This is a genomic window from Pantoea sp. YR525 (genome assembly GCF_900116775.1).
Taxonomy (GTDB): Bacteria; Pseudomonadota; Gammaproteobacteria; order Enterobacterales; family Enterobacteriaceae; genus Pantoea; species Pantoea symbiotica.
Genome location: NZ_FPBU01000008.1, coordinates 90,934 through 110,547 on the forward strand (window position 1 = coordinate 90,934; position 19,614 = coordinate 110,547).

General features: G+C 52.7%; 17 protein-coding genes. 9 read left to right on the forward strand and 8 right to left on the reverse strand.

Going from position 1 to position 19,614, the window contains the following annotated elements; translation table 11 throughout:
• From BM323_RS16960 to BM323_RS16985, 6 genes are all read right to left on the reverse strand, one after another.
• The gene (locus tag BM323_RS16960; RefSeq protein ID WP_007886986.1) at positions 1 to 330 is read right to left on the reverse strand and encodes a cytochrome o ubiquinol oxidase subunit IV; all 330 of its coding nucleotides are present in this window, start codon (positions 328 to 330) and stop codon (positions 1 to 3) included.
• Complete coding sequence (locus BM323_RS16965; protein ID WP_007886985.1) at positions 330 to 944, reverse strand: cytochrome o ubiquinol oxidase subunit III; 615 nt, start codon at positions 942 to 944, stop codon at positions 330 to 332. The genes BM323_RS16960 and BM323_RS16965 overlap by 1 nt, the downstream gene beginning before the upstream one ends.
• Entirely contained in the window at positions 944 to 2,926 is a 1,983-nt protein-coding gene (cyoB, locus tag BM323_RS16970) for a cytochrome o ubiquinol oxidase subunit I (RefSeq protein WP_008103943.1), read from the reverse strand. Before cyoB ends, BM323_RS16965 begins: the two co-directional genes overlap by 1 nt.
• 4 nt (positions 2,927 to 2,930) lie before the next feature.
• Positions 2,931 to 3,857: a cytochrome o ubiquinol oxidase subunit II gene (gene cyoA / locus BM323_RS16975; protein ID WP_008103941.1), complete on the reverse strand. Its 927-nt coding sequence runs from the start codon at positions 3,855 to 3,857 to the stop codon at positions 2,931 to 2,933.
• Positions 3,858 to 4,292: 435 nt separating this feature from the next.
• Positions 4,293 to 5,780: a muropeptide MFS transporter AmpG gene (gene ampG / locus BM323_RS16980; RefSeq protein ID WP_008103939.1), complete on the reverse strand. Its 1,488-nt coding sequence runs from the start codon at positions 5,778 to 5,780 to the stop codon at positions 4,293 to 4,295.
• A gap of 54 nt (positions 5,781 to 5,834) precedes the next feature.
• Positions 5,835 to 6,413, reverse strand: a complete 579-nt coding sequence (locus BM323_RS16985; RefSeq protein ID WP_007886975.1) for a lipoprotein — start codon at positions 6,411 to 6,413, stop codon at positions 5,835 to 5,837.
• 267 nt (positions 6,414 to 6,680) lie between these two features.
• Here BM323_RS16985 and bolA point away from each other — a divergent pair, with 267 nt between their 5' ends.
• From bolA to BM323_RS17030, 9 genes are all read left to right on the forward strand, one after another.
• Positions 6,681 to 6,995 carry a transcriptional regulator BolA gene (bolA, locus tag BM323_RS16990; RefSeq protein WP_008103937.1) on the forward strand — a complete coding sequence of 105 codons (315 nt, stop codon included), beginning with the start codon at positions 6,681 to 6,683 and terminating at the stop codon, positions 6,993 to 6,995.
• A gap of 302 nt (positions 6,996 to 7,297) precedes the next feature.
• On the forward strand, positions 7,298 to 8,602 hold the full coding sequence (tig, locus tag BM323_RS16995) for a trigger factor (protein WP_008103935.1): 1,305 nt from the start codon (positions 7,298 to 7,300) through the stop codon (positions 8,600 to 8,602).
• Positions 8,603 to 8,937: 335 nt separating this feature from the next.
• Positions 8,938 to 9,561, forward strand: coding sequence for an ATP-dependent Clp endopeptidase proteolytic subunit ClpP (gene clpP / locus BM323_RS17000; protein WP_008103933.1), 624 nt, complete (start codon positions 8,938 to 8,940; stop codon positions 9,559 to 9,561).
• 129 nt (positions 9,562 to 9,690) lie between these two features.
• Positions 9,691 to 10,962, forward strand: a complete 1,272-nt coding sequence (gene clpX / locus BM323_RS17005; RefSeq protein WP_008103932.1) for an ATP-dependent protease ATP-binding subunit ClpX — start codon at positions 9,691 to 9,693, stop codon at positions 10,960 to 10,962.
• 188 nt (positions 10,963 to 11,150) lie between these two features.
• Positions 11,151 to 13,505, forward strand: a complete 2,355-nt coding sequence (gene lon, locus BM323_RS17010; RefSeq protein WP_008103930.1) for an endopeptidase La — start codon at positions 11,151 to 11,153, stop codon at positions 13,503 to 13,505.
• 213 nt (positions 13,506 to 13,718) lie between these two features.
• On the forward strand, positions 13,719 to 13,991 hold the full coding sequence (hupB, locus tag BM323_RS17015; protein ID WP_036648244.1) for a nucleoid-associated protein HU-beta: 273 nt from the start codon (positions 13,719 to 13,721) through the stop codon (positions 13,989 to 13,991).
• Between the two features lie 237 nt (positions 13,992 to 14,228).
• Positions 14,229 to 16,097, forward strand: a complete 1,869-nt coding sequence (gene ppiD, locus BM323_RS17020; RefSeq protein WP_036648286.1) for a peptidylprolyl isomerase — start codon at positions 14,229 to 14,231, stop codon at positions 16,095 to 16,097.
• Positions 16,098 to 16,237: 140 nt separating this feature from the next.
• The gene (locus BM323_RS17025) at positions 16,238 to 16,561 is read left to right on the forward strand and encodes a ComEA family DNA-binding protein (RefSeq protein WP_008103924.1); all 324 of its coding nucleotides are present in this window, start codon (positions 16,238 to 16,240) and stop codon (positions 16,559 to 16,561) included.
• A 101-nt stretch (positions 16,562 to 16,662) separates the two neighbouring features.
• Positions 16,663 to 17,070, forward strand: a complete 408-nt coding sequence (locus BM323_RS17030) for an acyl-CoA thioesterase (protein WP_008103922.1) — start codon at positions 16,663 to 16,665, stop codon at positions 17,068 to 17,070.
• A gap of 37 nt (positions 17,071 to 17,107) precedes the next feature.
• On the opposite strand, the gene queC is transcribed toward BM323_RS17030, so the two are convergent.
• Positions 17,108 to 17,803 (reverse strand): 7-cyano-7-deazaguanine synthase QueC, encoded by a 696-nt coding sequence (gene queC / locus BM323_RS17035; RefSeq protein WP_008103920.1) that lies wholly within the window; start codon positions 17,801 to 17,803, stop codon positions 17,108 to 17,110.
• 26 nt (positions 17,804 to 17,829) lie between these two features.
• Entirely contained in the window at positions 17,830 to 19,545 is a 1,716-nt protein-coding gene (locus BM323_RS17040; RefSeq protein ID WP_008103919.1) for an SgrR family transcriptional regulator, read from the reverse strand.
• Between the last annotated feature and the right edge of the window lie 69 nt (positions 19,546 to 19,614).

Sequence of the window (19,614 nt, forward strand, 5' to 3'; positions counted from 1 at the left end):
TTAGTGGGCCATCATGTTGTAGTTGAGGTTCCACATAATCCACAGTGAGCCTACAACAACAATCAAGATAATGAGTGCTGAGAAGACGATGGCCACCATGTTCCAGCCACCTTCTGATTTGCTGTCTAAGTGCAGGAAGTAGACGAGGTGAACCAGCACCTGAACTACCGCACACACCAGAACCACACCCAGAATAGTGCCGTGTGAAGCGCCGCCATCCATTACCATCCAGAACGGAATACCGGTCAGGATGATAGAGAGGACGAAGCCGATCATGTAAGACTTCACGCTACCGTGCGAAGCGCCATGTTCGTTAACAGAATGACTCATTACATGGCTCCCATCAGGTAGACAACGGTGAATACGCAGATCCAAACCACATCCAGGAAGTGCCAGAACAAGCTCAGGCACATGATACGGGTGCGGTTGGTTGCAGTCAGACCACGTTTAGAAATCTGGAACATCATCACTGCCATCCAGATCAGGCCAGAGGTTACGTGCAGACCGTGCGTGCCGACCAGCGTGAAGAACGCTGACAGGAAGCCGCTGCGATCAGGACCGAAGCCTTCTTTGATCAGGTGATGGAATTCATAGATTTCCATGCCGATAAAGCCAGCACCGAACAGGAAGGTCAACGCTAACCAGCTGATGACCGAGCCCTTGTTCTGGTTGTTCATCGCAATCACTGCCATACCATAGGTAATGGAGCTGAGCAGCAGCAGCGCGGTTTCGACCAGGACGAACGGCAGTTCGAAGATGTCTTTACCTGCCGGGCCACCGGCAGTGTTATTGACCATTACTGCATAGGTCGCAAACAGGGTTGCGAAGATAATGCAGTCACTCATCAGGTAGATCCAGAAGCCAAAGACTTTATTGGCTCCTGCATCGTGATGCCCATGCTCCGCATGGGCGTCGTGGTGGTGTTTTGCAGTTTCAGTTGACATTATTTCAGACCTGCTTTGCTGATTTCGTCAAAGTGCTTCTTCTCGATCTGCTCGACTTCGGCAACCGGTACGTAGTAATCCACGTCTTCATCGAAGCTCTTCACAATCCAGGTCACGATAGTGCCCAGGAAGGTAAGGCCAGCCAGCCACCAAATGTGCCAGATCATAGCGAAACCGAAGACAGTCATCAGGGCCGCGATAACAATGGCTGCGCCGCTGTTTTTCGGCATATGAATTTCTTCATATTTTTCTGGCTGCTTGTACGCTTCGCCTTTCTCTTTCATTTCCCAGAACGCATCACGCTCGTGGATATGAGGGATAACAGCAAAGTTGTAGAACGGCGGCGGTGAAGAGGTTGCCCACTCCAGCGTACGTCCACCCCACGGGTCACCGGTCAGGTCACGGTTCTGGTCGCGGTCACGCACAGAAACGTAGAACTGGGTAATCTGGCACAGGATACCGCAAGCGATCAGCGCCGCACCGCCTGCTGCAACGACCAGCAGTGAGTGGAACTGAGGATCGATGTCCTGGCTGATACGACGCGTCATACCCATGAAGCCCAGCGCATACAGCGGCATGAATGCCACGAAGAAGCCGATGATCCAGAACCAGAACGCGCGGATGCCCCATTTTTCATTCAGCGTGAAGCCGAATGCTTTCGGGAACCAGTAGGTCACGCCAGCCATACAACCGAACACCACACCACCGATAATCACGTTATGGAAGTGCGCGATCAGGAACAGGCTGTTGTGCAGAATGAAGTCCGCACCCGGAACCGCCAGCAGAACACCTGTCATACCACCAATCGAGAAGGTAACCAGGAAGCCGATGGTCCACAGCATCGCTGAGTGGAACTCAACGCGACCCTGATACATGGTGAATAGCCAGTTGAAGATTTTCACGCCGGTCGGGATAGCGATGATCATCGTCATGATACCGAAGAAGGCGTTTACGTTCGCGCCCGCACCCATGGTGAAGAAGTGGTGCAGCCAAACGATGAACGACAAGACGGTAATCGCGATGGTCGCCCACACCAGAGAGGTGTAACCGAACAGACGCTTTTTAGAGAAGGTAGCAGTGACTTCAGCGAAGACACCAAACACCGGCAGAACCAGGATGTACACTTCCGGGTGACCCCAGACCCAAATCAGGTTGACGTACATCATCATGTTACCGCCCATTTCATTGGTGAAGAAATGGAAGCCAAGGTAACGGTCAAGCGTCAACAGTGCCAGCGTAACGGTCAGTACCGGGAACGCAGCGATGATCAGGACGTTAGTACACAGTGATGCCCAGGTGAATACCGGCATTTTGAACAGGTCCATGCCCGGCGCACGCATCTTCAGAATGGTAACGAAGAAGTTGATACCGGTCAGTGTCGTACCGATACCGGACAGCTGGAGACTCCAGATCCAGTAATCGACCCCGACGCCAGGACTGTACTCCGCACCCGAAAGCGGCGGATAAGCTAACCAGCCGGTCTGTGCGAACTCGCCCACACCCAGAGAGATGTTCACCAGGATCACACCGATCGCGGTAAACCAGAAGCTCAGGTTGTTCAGGAACGGGAAGGCAACGTCACGTGCACCGATTTGCAGCGGTACCGCGATGTTCATCAGACCTACCACGAATGGCATCGCCACGAAGAAGATCATGATCACGCCGTGAGCGGTGAAGATCTGGTCGTAGTGGTGCGGCGGTAGTATGCCGGCTTCCCCAGCGGAAGCCATCACTTGTTGGGTACGCATCATTACCGCATCGGCAAAGCCGCGCAGCAACATGACGAAAGCCATGATGATGTACATGATACCCAGTTTTTTGTGGTCGATGGAGGTGAACCATTCTGACCACAGGTACTGCCACTTACCAAAATAGGTAATCGCAGCAACCAGTGCCAGACCACCTAAAATGATAGCGGCGACCGTAACCACGATAATGGGTTCGTGGTATGGCACTGCATCCAGTGTTAATTTTCCGAACATCGTATTATTCCTCGGCTCCCGCGGAAGCGGCGTGACTCATGTCCATGCCTTTATGCTCTGGCATGTCCATCTTCCCGTGGCTCATCTTGAACTTATCAATAACTTGCTTGAACAGTTCTGGATTCGTCGTAGAGAAATATTCCACCGGGTGATTTTCGCTTGGCGTAGCCAGTTTCTCGAAATCATCCATGGTGTTCAGCGCGTTAGGTGCCGCTTTAACTTTGGCAACCCACTGCTGGAATTCCGCATCGTCTTTAGTTGCAATGGCTTTGAACTTCATGCCAGAGAAACCACGACCACTGAAGTTCGCAGAGATACCGTCAAATGTTCCTGGCTCGTTGGCGATCAGATGCAGTTTGGTCTGCATACCGGCCATCGCGTAGATCTGGCTGCCGAGAGTAGGAATAAAGAAGGAGTTCATCACGGAGTTGGAGGTGATCTTGAAGTTCACCGGAGTGTTTGCCGGGAAGGCAATCTGGTTAACGGTTGCAATACCCTGTTCCGGGTAAATGAACAGCCATTTCCAGTCCAGTGCCACTACGTCGATCTCAACCGGTTTAACGTCAGAAACCAGCGGTTTGCTCGGCTCCAGCGCGTGGGTTGATTTCCAGGTCAAAACGCCGAGGAAGATAATGATCAGGATCGGAATGGTCCAGACCACGGCTTCCACTTTGTTCGAGTGTGACCAGTTAGGGCTATAAGTTGCGTTAGTATTGGTTGCCCGATATTTCCAGGCAAAGAATACTGCCATGAAGACTGCCGGGATAACGACGATCATCATCAAGCCGAAAGCTGTCAGAATCAACGAACGTTGCTCCAGTGCAATCTGTCCTTTGGGATTTAACAACGCACTATCGCAGCCACTGAGTAATACAGCGCCTGCAATTAATGACAAAATCCCCAAACTTTTATTGTATTTACTGAGTCTCATTTAACGACCTCAATGACAAAGGGCTCTATTGTCGTTTAAGTGTGCGCGCATTTTACGGGAAGGTTTATGCAGTGTAAACCAGCTTAAGAATGTGTCAGAAGGCTGTTGACACCTTTTGCTAAGGGTGTCACAGATGTTACGCAGGGTGACAAATTATTAACTGCGACAAGCAGTTGGCATCAATATAACAAAAACCAATGGTAGAAACCGCAGAAAAATCAGGGAAAGTATAAACCGTACTCTTAATACTCATTTATTTAACATTTCTGCATCATTTCAGCGATGTCTTTTATACAAAGTAATTGCGCACCGGATTTAAATATTCGCCAGCAGTTGTTAATTTAATGTTTCTAATTCGCTTTAAAAAAAATGCTATTGGTAAAATCGGCGACTGATATTTTTTAGCCCATTATTTCGTCACAAAAATTGGCTTACTTAACCCAGATTTTCTCGCGCCGCTTTTTTTAATGCCAAACTATCCAAAATAACCCCGAGTGCGACAGCTAACAGCGCAAATGCCATTCCGGCTTCAAACATCGGCGTGAGCAGCGCATTGATCTGCACAACTCCGCTGGCATTGAGTGCTAATGCCAGCAGCCATAAGGCCAGCAAGCCACAGCCGATGCTGAACAGACGCACCGTCCAGCGGTAACCTTGCGGCCATAAGCTGCGCATCACAAACTCCCCGCTTTGCTGCATGCTGTGCAGGGTGCCGCGACACAGCCACAACAGCAGCAATCCCGGTACGCCAGCAAACACGGTGAAAGCATAGAAGGTCGGCCAGCCCCACAGTTCAACCAGCCAACCGGCGGCGGGACCAACGTAAACACGGCCCACGGCGGAGAGGGCAGAAAGCAGCGCGAACTGCGTTGCAGAGAAGGATTTATTGCACAGCGTCATCAACAACGCGACAAAGGCCGCAGTGCCCATGCCGCCGCACAGGTTTTCAATAAACACCGCGCCTGCCATGCTCCACAAGTGCGGTGGCGTCACCGCCAGCAGCCAGTAAGCAAAGTTCGACACCGCTTGCAGCACGCCGAAAATCATCAGGGCGCGGAACAAACTCAGGCGCTGCATCAGCACACCGCCGTATAGCGCGCCGATGATGGTGGCCAGCAGGCCAAGCGTTTTGTTCACCAGACCGACATCGCCAGCGCTAAAACCGACGCCGCGAATCAGGAAAGTGGTGGTGAGCGAGGCGGCAAACGCATCGCCAAGCTTATAAAGGATAATCAGCGTGATCAGCAGCCAGGCGTTATTACGCTGGAAAAAGTCTTTTAGCGGGAATGTCACGGCCTGGCGAAGCGAATGCGGTTCACGCGCCGGCATCTCCGGCTCTTTCGCCAACAAAGTGGCGATCAGGCCCGGCACCATCAGCAGCGCCATCAGCCAGTAAGTGGCTTGCCAGCCAAGATAGCGATCCGCTAACCACAGCGCCAGCCCACCCGAAATCAACATCGCCAGACGATAACCCAGCACGGTGATCGCCGCGCCGCTGCCGCGCTCTTCCGGCGGCAGCACATCGGTTTTCCAGGCATCAAACACGATATCCTGCGAGGCCGAACAGAAGGCAACCAGCACCGCCAGCGCAGCCAGCAGCGTTAAGTCACGCGAAGGCTGCATAAAGCCCATGGCGATAATGCCGCCAATCAGCGCCAGCTGCGTGACCAGCAGCCAGCCGCGACGGCGACCGAGAAACGGTGGCGTATAGCGATCCATCATCGGCGACCACAGGAACTTAAACACGTAAGCCTGGCCGACAAGGGAGAAGAAACCGATGGTTTTCAGGTCAACATTCTCTACCGTCATCCACGCCTGTAACGTCCCGGCGGTTAACGCCAGCGGTAAGCCTGAGGCAAAACCCAGCAGCAGCAGTACCGCCGCATTACGTTGGGTAAAAATACGCAGATAGTGAGATGTCATAGCCAACCTGAAATGAAGCCCGGCGAAACGTCGCCGGGCAAATTACTGCGGAAATTAGCGGGCGTTCTGCTTGATGAAGTTGTGAACGCTGGTGTCCTGCGCCATATCAGCAATCACGTCACTCAGCGTTGAGTTAACCGCGTTAGTGATCTTCGCGTTGGTGGCGGTAAACGCGCCTTCTACGCTGTAAGTCTGGCGATAGTTTTTCACCTGCTTGTTACCGTTTTTCGCGGTAGCGATGATGGAGATATCCGCCTTGGTGGTAATGCTGTAGCGCACGTTGCCTTGTGTCACATCAGCATACAGACCATTCACCACGATCTGCAGATCAACGGCACCGCTTGGACCAATCATGTAGCCGCGCGACGTCATCTGCTTCTCTAACACTTCCTGCAGCAGGAAGCGCAGATCGCGGGATGGTGTCAGTGTGATCAACTGACCATCACGGTTCACTTTGGCCAGCGCCTGATCGGAACGTTGATCGGCACCGTTAACGCTGATGGTGACGCCCATCAGGCTTGGATCTTGCTGCGGCAGTTGGATCTTCGGTTGAATATCCAACGTAGTGTTGTTGCTGGCACAGCCGGCCAAAATAAAAGCAGCCAGCAGAGGGAATAACAGTTTTTTCAACATACTCATTCTCGTTAGCATATGGGTTGGTTTGCAAAACTGCGGCCATCATAGCATTGCGCAGCGGTGAAAAAAGCCCCGGGCCAATGGAAATTGATTGTAAAGGCTTTTTTCGGACAGGATGAAACGCCAGCCGGTTGACCTGCAAGATAAGCAGGTTACTATGCGCAGCGCTGGCGGATTTATTTACGGCCAAGCTGCGGAAGCGGTAAAAAACCTACTAATATTTAAACAGATGGGCACAGCGCTCGCCGGAAAGGAGTGTTAATCATGATTCGCGAACAAATAGAAGAAAAGTTGCGTAACGCTTTCGAGCCTGCACATCTTGAAGTGCATGATGAAAGCTACCGTCATAACGTGCCCGCCGGTTCTGAAAGTCACTTTAAAGTGGTGATTGTCAGCGATCGATTTACCGGCCAGCGCTTTCTGCAACGTCATCGCGCTATTTATGGCGAACTGGCAACCGAATTAGCGGGCAGCGTACACGCGCTGGCACTGCATACTTACACGCAAAAAGAGTGGGATGGATTGCAGGATACGGTTTTGGCTTCACCGAATTGTCGCGGTGCTGGCACGCTTGCCTGAATTCCCTTCTAACACATCTCCAAAAACGGCCTGAGGGCCGTTTTCTTTTCATTTATTACACTCAAACGCGATCTACGGCGCAAAAAAGCAGCAAAACCGCTAAAAAGTGGTGAGTTTGCAGCCTCGACTCATTCCAGCGATGCCGCTATAATGCTGCGTCTATTTTTCCGGAATGTCTTCGGGACGCTTCTGGTGACAGGGATTAGGTTCTGCCTGCAGAGGCCGTCCCGGTTGTTGGATACGGCGCATTTTATGTGTGGTGTCTGAAGTTGACCGAGCACGTGATTTTTTGAGGTAACAAGATGACAGTTTCAGTAGAAACCACTCAGGGTCTGGGCCGTCGCATTTCGATTACTGTTGCAGCTGACAGCATCGAAAGCGCAGTGAAGAAAGAACTGGTGGAAGTGGCTAAGAAAGTCCGTATCGACGGTTTCCGTAAAGGCAAAGTGCCGGCACACATCATTTCTCAGCGCTACGGTGCTTCTGTTCGCCAGGACGTGCTGGGCGAGCTGATGACGCGCAACTTCGTTGACGCCATCATCAAAGAGAAAATCAATCCGGCTGGCGCACCTAACTATGTGCCGGGCGAATATAAAGAAGGCGAAGACTTCACCTACGCGGTTGAGTTCGAAGTGTATCCAGAAGTTGAGCTGAAAGGCTTGGACGCAATCGAAGTCGAGAAGCCAGTAGTAGAAGTGACTGACGCTGACGTTGATACCATGCTGGAAACCCTGCAGAAGCAGCAGGCGACCTGGAAAGAGAGCGATGCAGCTGCGACAGCTGAAGATCGCGCTACCATCGACTTCAGCGGTTCTGTTGACGGCGAAGAGTTTGAAGGCGGCAAAGCCTCTGACTTCGTGCTGGCAATGGGCCAGGGTCGTATGATCCCAGGCTTCGAAGAGGGCGTTGTTGGCCATAAAGCCGGCGAAACCTTCACTATCGACGTGAAATTCCCAGACGATTACCACGCAGAAAACCTGAAAGGGAAAGATGCGAAGTTCGAAATCGTGCTGAAGAAAGTTGAAACCCGCGAACTGCCAGAGCTGACTGAAGAGTTCATCAAGCGCTTTGGCGTGGAAGATGGTTCAGTTGCCGGTCTGCGTGCAGAAGTGCGTAAGAACATGGATCGCGAGCTGAAAGGTGCTATCCGTAACCGCGTGAAGACTCAGGCAATCGACGGTCTGGTTAACGCCAACGACATCGACGTTCCGGTTGCGCTGATCGACAGCGAAATCGACGTTCTGCGTCGTCAGGCTGCACAGCGTTTTGGTGGCAACGAGAAGCAAGCGCTGGAACTGCCACGTGAACTGTTCGAAGAGCAGGCTAAACGTCGCGTAGTTGTAGGTCTGCTGTTGGGCGAAGTGATTCGCATCAACGAACTGCAGGCCGACGAAGATCGCGTTAAGACGCTGATCGAAGAGATGGCTTCTGCGTACGAAGATCCGCAGGAAGTGATCGAGTTCTACAGCAAGAACAGCGAGCTGATGAACAACATGCGCAACGTGGCTCTGGAAGAGCAAGCGGTTGAAGCGGTACTGGCGAAAGCGAAAGTGACCGATAAAGCCACTAACTTCCAGGAACTGATGAACCAGACCTCTGCGGCCTGATTCATTCGTTAACCGTTAGTGCTAAGCCCGTGACTGAAAAGTCGCGGGCTTTTTCGTTTCTGGCGTTAAGTACACTGATTTGTCCTCTATTTGCTTAATTAATCGGCAAATTATCCGCTAAGCTCTTTTTCCGTGTTAGCGAATGGGCAAAAGGTTGTTATGCTTGAAACAACTGGGCAGCATCCCCAGATACAGGGAGAATGCATGAAAACAGTGAGACTGACTGATTAACCGGGTTGTTATTTCGGTTTGAGACCGTGGCACGTAGTGTTTGCGCCTCGGCTTACGTAAAATCGGTACAGAATGTTGCCAATGAAATTTATCAGGAGACGGTAATGTCATACAGTGGCGATCGTGAATTTACTGCACCGCACATGGCGCTGGTGCCAATGGTGGTCGAACAAACCTCGCGCGGCGAGCGTTCTTACGACATCTACTCTCGCCTGCTCAAAGAGCGTGTGATCTTCCTGACCGGTCAGGTTGAAGATCATATGGCTAACCTGATCGTGGCGCAGATGCTGTTTCTGGAAGCTGAGAATCCTGAAAAAGACATTTACCTCTACATTAACTCGCCAGGCGGCGTGATTACTGCTGGGATGTCGATTTATGACACAATGAAGTTTATCAAGCCCGATGTCAGCACCATCTGTATGGGTCAGGCTTGTTCAATGGGTGCGTTCCTGCTGACCGCAGGCACCAAAGGCAAACGCTTCTGCCTGCCTAATTCACGTGTGATGATTCATCAGCCGTTGGGCGGCTATCAGGGCCAGGCGACGGATATCGAAATCCATGCGCGCGAAATTCTGAAAGTGAAGCAGCGCATGAATGAGTTGATGGCTGAGCACACCGGCAAATCGCTGGAAGAGATTGAACGCGACACCGAGCGCGATCGTTTCCTCTCTGCGAGCGAAGCGGTTGAGTATGGTTTGGTTGACTCAATCCTGACGCATCGCCAATAAGACACATCTGTCTGCCCCTTACGCTATAGTTAACGGGGAGCAGGCAGATGGGTTGAATGCATATCGGCCGTTGATGTACGGCCAGCGCCGTACAACAAATTTGGTCTGAGAAAGAAAAGAGGTTAGCTGATGACAGATAAGCGCAAAGACGGTTCAGGTAAGTTGCTGTACTGCTCTTTCTGCGGCAAAAGCCAGCATGAAGTCCGTAAGCTAATTGCCGGGCCGTCAGTGTACATTTGCGATGAGTGCGTTGATCTTTGCAACGACATCATTCGTGAAGAGATTAAGGAAGTTGCGCCGCATCGCGAGCGTAGCTCACTGCCGACGCCGCATGAAATCCGCCATCACCTTGATGATTATGTTATTGGTCAGGAAAGGGCGAAGAAAGTGTTGGCAGTAGCGGTATATAACCACTACAAACGCTTGCGTAATGGCGATACCAGCAACGGCATTGAACTGGGCAAAAGTAACATTTTGCTGATCGGTCCAACCGGTAGCGGTAAAACACTGTTGGCAGAAACGCTGGCGCGCTTGCTGGATGTGCCATTCACCATGGCGGATGCCACCACGCTGACCGAAGCGGGTTACGTGGGTGAAGACGTTGAAAACATCATCCAGAAGCTGCTGCAGAAATGTGATTACGACGTGCAGAAAGCGCAACGCGGCATTGTCTACATCGATGAAATCGACAAGATTTCTCGTAAGTCTGACAACCCGTCGATCACTCGTGACGTCTCGGGCGAAGGCGTACAGCAAGCGCTGTTGAAATTAATTGAAGGCACCGTGGCTGCCGTACCGCCGCAGGGCGGACGCAAACATCCACAGCAGGAGTTCTTGCAGGTTGATACCTCCAAGATTCTGTTCATCTGTGGTGGCGCATTCGCCGGTCTCGATAAGGTGATTTCCCAGCGTGTTGAAACCGGATCCGGCATCGGCTTCGGCGCAACCGTGAAGGGCAAATCCCAGAAGGCGAGCGAAGGCGAATTGCTGTCGCAGGTTGAGCCAGAAGATTTGATCAAGTTTGGTCTGATTCCTGAGTTCATTGGTCGTCTGCCGGTTGTGGCAACGCTGAGCGAACTGAGTGAAGAAGCGCTGATTCAGATCCTGCGTGAGCCGAAGAACGCGCTGACCAAACAGTATCAGGCGCTGTTCAATCTGGAAGGTGTAGAACTGGAATTCCGCGACGAAGCCTTAACGGCGATCGCTAAAAAAGCGATGTCACGTAAAACCGGTGCGCGTGGTCTGCGTTCTATCGTTGAAGGTGCGTTACTTGAAACCATGTACGACCTGCCTTCAATGGATGACGTTGAAAAAGTAGTGATTGATGAATCAGTGATTGAAGGTCAATCCGAACCGATGTTGATTTATGGAAAGCATGAAGCCCAGGCTTCTGGTGAATAAATAAACAATCGCACCACGTTGTTATCTTAAAAAAGGGGAAAAATCTTTCCCCTTTTGTTTTTCTCTCGCCAGTGACATTGAATGTCGTACAAGCATCCCCATATACTCAATATCCTGTGGGTTTAACTGCAAAACCTCTATTGCGCGGTACCCATCACCTGGCGGACATTAAACTAAGAGAGAGCTCTATGAATCCTGAGCGTTCTGAACGCATTGAAATCCCCGTGTTGCCGTTGCGCGACGTGGTGGTTTATCCGCACATGGTAATTCCGTTGTTTGTTGGTCGGGAAAAATCGATTCGGTGCCTCGAAGCCGCGATGGATCATGATAAAAAGATCATGCTGGTTGCACAGAAAGAGGCTTCAACGGATGAACCTGGCATTAACGATCTCTTCTCAGTAGGGACCGTCGCTTCTGTATTGCAGATGCTGAAACTTCCAGACGGCACGGTAAAAGTGCTGGTTGAAGGTTTACAACGCGCGCACATCACCACGCTGGCTGATAATGGCGACCATTTCGTTGCCCAGGCCGAATACCTTGTCTCGCCAGAAATTGAAGAGCGCGAGCAGGAAGTGCTGGTACGCACGGCCATCAACCAGTTTGAAGGCTACATCAAGCTCAATAAAAAAATCCCACCTGAGGTCTTAACCTCCCTCAACAGCATCGATGATGCGGCCCGCCTGGCCGATACCGTCGCAGCGCATATGCCGCTGAAACTGGCTGATAAACAGTCCGTGCTGGAGATGTCCGACGTCAACGAACGTCTGGAATATCTGATGGCGATGATGGAATCTGAAATCGATCTGCTGCAGGTTGAGAAGCGCATTCGCAACCGCGTTAAAAAGCAGATGGAGAAAAGCCAGCGTGAGTACTATCTGAATGAGCAAATGAAAGCCATTCAGAAAGAGCTGGGCGAAATGGATGACGCGCCGGATGAGTACGAGGCGCTGAAACGTAAGATTGAAGCGGCCAAAATGCCGACCGAAGCGCGTGAAAAAGCTGAAGCTGAATTGCAGAAGCTGAAGATGATGTCGCCGATGTCTGCAGAAGCGACCGTGGTGCGTGGCTACATCGACTGGATGGTTCAGGTTCCGTGGGTGGCGCGCAGCAAGGTGAAAAAAGACCTGCGTAAAGCGCAGGAAACGCTGGATATAGACCATTACGGTCTGGAACGCGTCAAAGACCGTATCCTTGAGTATCTTGCGGTGCAGAGTCGCGTGAGCAAAATCAAAGGCCCAATTCTTTGCCTCGTTGGACCGCCAGGCGTGGGTAAAACCTCGCTGGGTCAGTCGATTGCTAAGGCCACCGGACGTAAATACGTGCGTATGGCGCTGGGTGGCGTGCGTGATGAAGCAGAAATCCGCGGACATCGTCGTACCTACATCGGTTCTATGCCTGGTAAGTTGATCCAGAAAATGGCAAAAGTGGGCGTCAAAAACCCGCTGTTCCTGCTGGATGAAATCGACAAAATGTCTTCTGACATGCGTGGCGATCCGGCTTCAGCGCTGCTTGAGGTGCTGGATCCCGAGCAGAACATCGCGTTTAACGATCACTATCTGGAAGTGGATTACGATCTCTCTGACGTTATGTTTGTGGCGACTTCAAACTCCATGAACATCCCGGCGCCGTTGCTTGACCGTATGGAAGTGATTCGTCTCTCCGGTTACACCGAAGATGAAAAGCTGAACATCGCGAAGCAACATTTGCTGCCGAAGCAGATTGAACGTAATGCACTGAAAGAGAAAGAGATCACCGTCGATGACAGCGCGATTGTTGGCATCATCCGCTATTACACCCGTGAAGCGGGCGTGCGTAGTTTGGAACGCGAACTCTCCAAGCTGTGCCGTAAAGCAGTTAAAACGCTGCTGATGGATAAATCGAAAAAGCACATCGTGATCAATGGCGATAACCTCAAGGATTTCCTTGGCGTGCAGCGCTTTGATTATGGTCGCGCAGAGAGCGAAAGCCGTGTTGGTCAGGTGACCGGTCTGGCGTGGACGGAAGTGGGCGGCGATCTGCTGACTATCGAAACCGCCTGCGTGCCAGGTAAAGGCAAGCTGACGTATACCGGTTCGCTGGGCGAAGTTATGCAGGAATCGATTCAGGCGGCGCTGACTGTGGTGCGCGCGCGTGCAGAGAAACTGGGCATCAACGGGGATTTCTACGAAAAACGCGACATCCACGTGCACGTACCCGAAGGTGCGACGCCGAAAGATGGTCCGAGCGCCGGTATCGCCATGTGCACCGCGCTGGTGTCATGCTTAACCGGTAACCCGGTGCGTTCTGATGTGGCGATGACCGGTGAAATCACCCTGCGTGGCTTGGTTCTGCCGATTGGTGGCCTGAAAGAGAAGTTGCTCGCGGCACACCGTGGCGGCATCAAAACCGTGCTGATCCCGGACGAAAACAAGCGCGATCTGGAAGATATTCCACAGAACGTGATTGCCGATCTGGAGATTCATCCGGTGAAGCGTATTGAAGAAGTGCTCAACCTGGCACTGGAAAATGCGCCTTACGGCATGCAGGTTGCGACCGCAAAATAGTGATTAGCGGCATAAACCGTTAAAAAGCGAAGCTGGCAGGCAAAATGGTGCTTGCCAGCTTTTTTTTGTGCCGCTAACTTAGTGGGCTGCTGGATCAACGATTAAGATGAATACCGTTGTTTCAGCTCCACAGGCTTGATATAACTGGCTGCGCGTTCGCACCGGGCGGGAAGCGCGGGTGCGATGTGAATAATAAAAGAGGGGATGAAGAGAGTGAATAAGTCACAGTTGATCGACAAAATTGCTGCAGATGCTGACATTTCTAAAGCAGCAGCGGGACGTGTTTTAGATGCATTCATGGACTCCGTTACCGAAGCTCTGAAAGGCGGTGATGAAGTGGCACTGGTTGGTTTCGGTACTTTCTCTGTACGTGAGCGTGCAGCTCGCACCGGCCGTAACCCACAAACGGGTAAAGAGCTCACCATTCCGGCTGGTAAAGTTCCGGGCTTCCGTGCAGGTAAAGCACTGAAAGATTCCGTCAATTAATGACCGCTGATACATCCATTGAAGCATTTTCTTCCGTGGATTGAGGACGCAAAAGCCGTTCTCATGTAACATACGGGCACATCATTTTTGATGTGCCTTTTTTATTCTTGATGCGCGGCGATAGCCTTTGGTTGTTGTCTCCGCATGGTTGCCAACTGCCAGCCTGAACAGCAGTTGCACGATGATGACATCGTGTTAGAGCTTTACATTCACACTACAGCGGAGTGTTGTCATACCATGATGGACAATTTACGCGCGGCGTCGAATCATGTCGTGCTCAAGATTATTCTGGGATTGATCATCCTGTCTTTCGTACTCACCGGGGTGGGCAACTACCTGATCGGCGGCGGCGGTGATTATGCTGCCAAAGTTAACGGCCACGAGATCAGTCGTGCAGAGCTGGAGCAGGGTTTTAACAACGAGCGCAATCGTCAGCAGCAGATGCTGGGCGATCAGTTCTCGCAGTTAGCCAGCAATGAAGGCTACATGCAGCAGATGCGTCAGCAGGCGCTGTCGCAGCTGATTGATCAGGCGTTACTTGATCAGTACATCAAAGATCTGCACATCGGCATCAGCGATGATCAGGTAAAACAGGCGATCTTCAATCAGAAAGCTTTCCAGACCAACGGTAAATTCGACAACGCCAAATACAGCGGCCTGATCACCAGCATGGGCTTCACGGCTGATCAGTATGCCGAAGCGCTGCGCAAGCAGCTGGCGACGCAGCAGCTGATCAACGCGATTGCTAACACTGATTTTATGCTGAAAGGCGAAACCAGCAAGCTGGTGGATCTGGTGTCACAGCAGCGCGAAGTGCGTCAGGCGGTGATTGATGTCAACGCGCTGGCGGCTAAACAGACGGTCAGCGACGACGAAATCAGCCAGTATTACCAGCAGCATCAGAATAGCTTCATGGCGCCTGAGCAGTTCCGTGTGAGCTACATCAAAATGGATGCCGCAAGCATGCAGGAAACGGCCAGTGAAGCGGACATTCAGAGCTGGTACGATCAACATAAAGCGGATTATTCACAGCCGCAGCGTAATCGCTACAGCGTGATCCAGACCAAGACGGAAGCCGATGCTAACGCCGTGGTTGATGCGCTGAAGAAAGGCGAAGATTTCGCCGCGCTGGCGAAAAGCAAATCTATCGACCCAATCTCAGCCCGCAAAGGTGGCGATATGGGTTGGCTGGAGCCGAGCACCACGCCAGACGAGCTGAAAAACGCCAATCTGACGCAGAAAGGCCAGCTTTCAGGCGCCATCAAATCATCGGTTGGCTACCTCGTGGTGCGCCTGGATGACATCCAGCCGGAGCAGGTTAAACCGTTGGCCGATGTTCATGACATCGTTGCCGATAAAGTGAAGCAAGAGAAAGCGGTTGATGCCTTCTACAAAATTCAGCAGAAAGTAAGCGAAGCAGCCAGCAACGATAACGAATCGTTGGCCGGCGCGGCGCAGGCTTCCGGCCTGAAAGTGGTAGAAACCAATTGGATCACCCGCGACAACCTGCCAGATGAGTTGAACTTCGATCAGGTTAAACAGGCGATCTTCAACGGTGGTTTAGTGGGCCAGAATGGTGCGCCGGGTAACAACTCCGACATCATCTCTGTGGATGGCGATCGTGCCTTTGTACTGCGTATCAGCGAGCACAAACCGGAAGCGGTGAAGCCGTTGGATCAGGTGAAAGCGCAGATCGTAGATTCGCTGAAGCATGATAAAGCAACGCAGCAGGCAAAATCGCAGGCAGACAAACTGCTGGCCGATTTGAAAGCCGGTAAAGCGGATGCATTGAAAGCCGCAGGCTTAACGCTCAGCGCCAGCAAATCGTTTGATCGCAATGCGCAGGATCCGGTGGCTCAGTCGGCCTTCAATCTGCCGCAACCTGCCGACAATAAACCGTCGTGGGGAGTGAGTGAAGATATGCAGGGCAATGTGGTGCTGATCGCGCTGGATAAAGTTAGCGCGGGCAACATGCCGCAGGCGCAGATCGATGAGATGGTGAAAGGCGTAACGCAAAATAACGCGCAAATCGCCTTTGAAGCGCTGCTGGAAAACCTGCGTAAAGAGGCGAAGATTAAGTACGGCGCCGCCGCACAAAACCAGTAAGCCTCACAAAAAAAGTTAAACCACTGCAATACCCTAAAGGCCGCTTATGCGGCCTTTTCCATTTCTGAGATTGTCCTTTTGAGCCTTGAATTGAGCTGTGACACCCTGCTGTTGCTGTCAAACACAAGGAGAAACACAGCATGGTGAAATCAACGTTTCAAGCCCTATGCATTACGCTGGCGCTGGGCGGCGCAGTTTATACCACCGGACTGGCGGCTGCCGAAAGTCCCAGTGAAACGCAGGCGACGCAAGTCTCCACGCCAAACGAAGGACAGGTCAGCATCAATTCAGCCACAGCCGAACAGCTCGCAGCCGGTATGAACGGCATCGGACTGAAGAAAGCGCAGGCCATTGTCAGTTATCGCGAGCAATACGGCCCGTTTACCGCCATTGAACAACTCAAGGAGGTGCCGGGTATCGGTAGCGCACTGATTGAGCGCAACAGCGCTCGGCTTAAACTGTGAAGCGTCTCGCGACTTTGAAGGATTGAAAAAGCCCGGATTCAGGCTGTGCTATGCTCAACAGGTCTTACCAGTTGTCATTCTCAGCCTGAACAGGAGCAATAATGCAAACCACAATTAAAGTGCGCGGTTATCATCTGGATGTTTATCAGCACGTGAATAACGCGCGCTATCTGGAGTTTCTGGAAGAGGCGCGCTGGCAGTGGCTGGAGGATGTCGATGCGTTTCATTGGCTGATTGAGCAGCAGCTGGCGTTTGTGGTGGTGAATATCAACATCAACTATCGTCGTCCGGCGGTATTGGGCGACGTACTGAATATTGAAAGTGAAGTATCACAGCTCGGCGGTAAAAGCGGTGTAATTGCCCAGCGTGTCTTGCTGGCGAGCGATAATTCGGTGGTAGCCGATGCCGCACTGACCTTTGTCTGTATCGATTTACGCACGCAAAAAGCGGTGCCGTTGGAAGGGGAGTTACACCAGCGTCTGGCGTCGTTGATGGTCGAAAATGAATAACTGGCGCCGATGACGCCAGTTTACCCTGCGGTCTGAATCAGTTGAGGCCGCTTTTCTCTTTCATCGCTGCCATCACCGCCGACGCGTTCGCCTGATAATCTGCCAGGCCACGGGCGCGTAAATGGCAAGCCGCGCATTCGCCGCAGCCATCACCTTTTACGCCGTTGTAGCAGGTAAGCGTCTCAGCGCGTACCAGCGGCAGTTGTTGCCAGTAATCGGCCAGCGCCCAGGTTTCTGCTTTGTTCAGCCACATCAGCGGCGTTTCAAAGCGAATATTGCGCGCCATGCCGAGGCTGACAGCGTTATTCAGTGCTTTAACAAACTCATCGCGGCAATCCGGATAGCCGGAGAAATCGGTTTCGCATACGCCGGTGATCACCGCTTCAGCTTCAACCTGATAGGCATAAATGGATGCCAGCGTCAGGAACAAAATATTGCGGCCCGGCACAAAGGTGCTCGGCAAACCGCTGGCATTCGGATCGTAGGTTGGCACGGGAATGTTGTCGCGCGTCAGGCTGCTGACGGCTAACTCGTTGAGCAGCGTAACGTCGAGCACTTTGTGCGCCCGTGCGCCCAGCTTCTGCGACAGCTCAGCCGCAACTTCGATCTCTTCGCGATGGCGCTGGCCGTAATCAAAAGTCACGCAATGCACTTCATCATAGTGTTGCAGCGCCTGAATTAAACAGGTGGTGGAGTCTTGTCCGCCACTGAATACCACAACGGCTCGTTTCATTTTTTCTTCCTCAAAAATCTGTGCGCTTATGGTAATGGCTCGAAGGAAGGCTGAACAGCGTTAGCTGTGGTTGGCGGCGGAATCCAGGCGCGAGTGAAATCAAACCAGCCCAGGCTATTTAGCTGGATGCCCTCCACGCCGGGCGGGGCAAAAACCTGATAGCGATAGTTAAACAGCGGCAGTAAATGGCCGTCGCACATCAGCTGCTGAAACAGTTGCTGAGTTAATTCACCACGCTGCAATGCATCAGATTGTTGGGCAATGGCGCTCAGCGGCTTTTGCAGTATTTTTTGGCGCAGCGGCTGCCAGACCGGGTCGTTCTCCAGCCAGTTCACCAGCGTAAACAGCGGCGCATCACCAATCAGTCGATCGCCCATCACCACATCGGCCTCACTGAGATCGATATCGTCACGCCAGCTTTTTACGTCATGGAAGATACAGGTGAGGGCGCAGCCATGTTGCGCCAGCAGTGGAATTAACGCCTGCGCCATCACATGCAGTTCGACCGGTAGGTGGTAATGCAGCGTTAGCGTCGGCGGCAGTGAAATTCTCACTCTTTCTGCGCGCGGTACCGGCCAGCCAGGCAGCAGTTCGTGGCTCGGTGTAATCAAACCCTCATCCAGCGGCAATTGTTGAATAACGCCGCTGCGCTGAATCAGGGCAATCAGCGATTGGGCCTGCTCGGCACTGAAGTGCGCCGAGATGCGTGGCGCCAGATAGCAAAATCCCAGGCTGATACTGCGATCAACCGGCCGCAGCGAACCGAGCTCTTCAGGATCGCCAATGGCGATTTGCACCGGATGGCTGCAGCTGGTGCCGAGATCACGATCAAACAGCTGCGGCGTGATCCAGTATTCCATCCGCTGGATCAGCGGGCGCTGCAGATGCCAGCGCGCATGGCTCTCCAGCCGCACCATTTCAGCGGTGAAATGCGTGAGTTTCCACGGCCCGCTACCGACATCGGCGAATTCAGGATGAGGTAACAGACAGAATTGATGCGCCAGCCGCTGCGGCAGCCAGTAATCGCTTTCACGTAGTTGAATATGTATCGCCAGCGGATGCGGCGCTTCAATGCGTTCAATCGCCGCCAGCAGCCGCGAGCCGCGCGGCGATTGCATGATCTGCTGCAGCTGCTCAACCAACTGCGCCGCCTGCACCGGTTCATCGTTATGCCAGCTGAGCTGCGGGCGCAGCCAGAAATACCAGTCACGGCCGCTGGCATCGTGCTGCCAATGGTGAGCGATATCGCCTTCAACATCGTTATCGCGAAAGCGCGTTAGCCCGGAGAAAACCTGGCGCGCCAGATGTTGCTCGGCGCGTCCGGTCAGCTGTAGCGGGCGCAACGGCTCCATCGCGCGGTAATAAGGAATGCGCAGCACCGGGGATTGGTTCTGCCACTGACCGCCCATCAGCGGCCGCAACATTTTCACTAACCGCTCGGGATGCAGATCCAGCACCTGCAATGCCTGCACCGCCTCGCCGGCATCGAGTTGCTGCGTTAAAAGCTGCTGGCGCAGCTGCTCCGGCGACAGCAGGAAAGTCAGCTCGCCCTGTTTGCCACGTCCGGATTCTCCGCGCCAGTTCAGCCAGCCGGCATCCTGCCACTGCCGCAGCAGCGTGCGCACATGGCGCTCGCTGCAAAAACAGTGTTGCGCCATCGCAGCGACGCTGAGGCGTTGTGTTTCGCCGTGGCTGAGTTGCCACAGGCGCTGAAATTGATTAACCCGATGAAGTTCGCGCATCGCTAAACCCGGAACAGTTTTTTAAAAGTATTCACTATTAGTTCCGTAATTACCAGGCGATAGTAACTG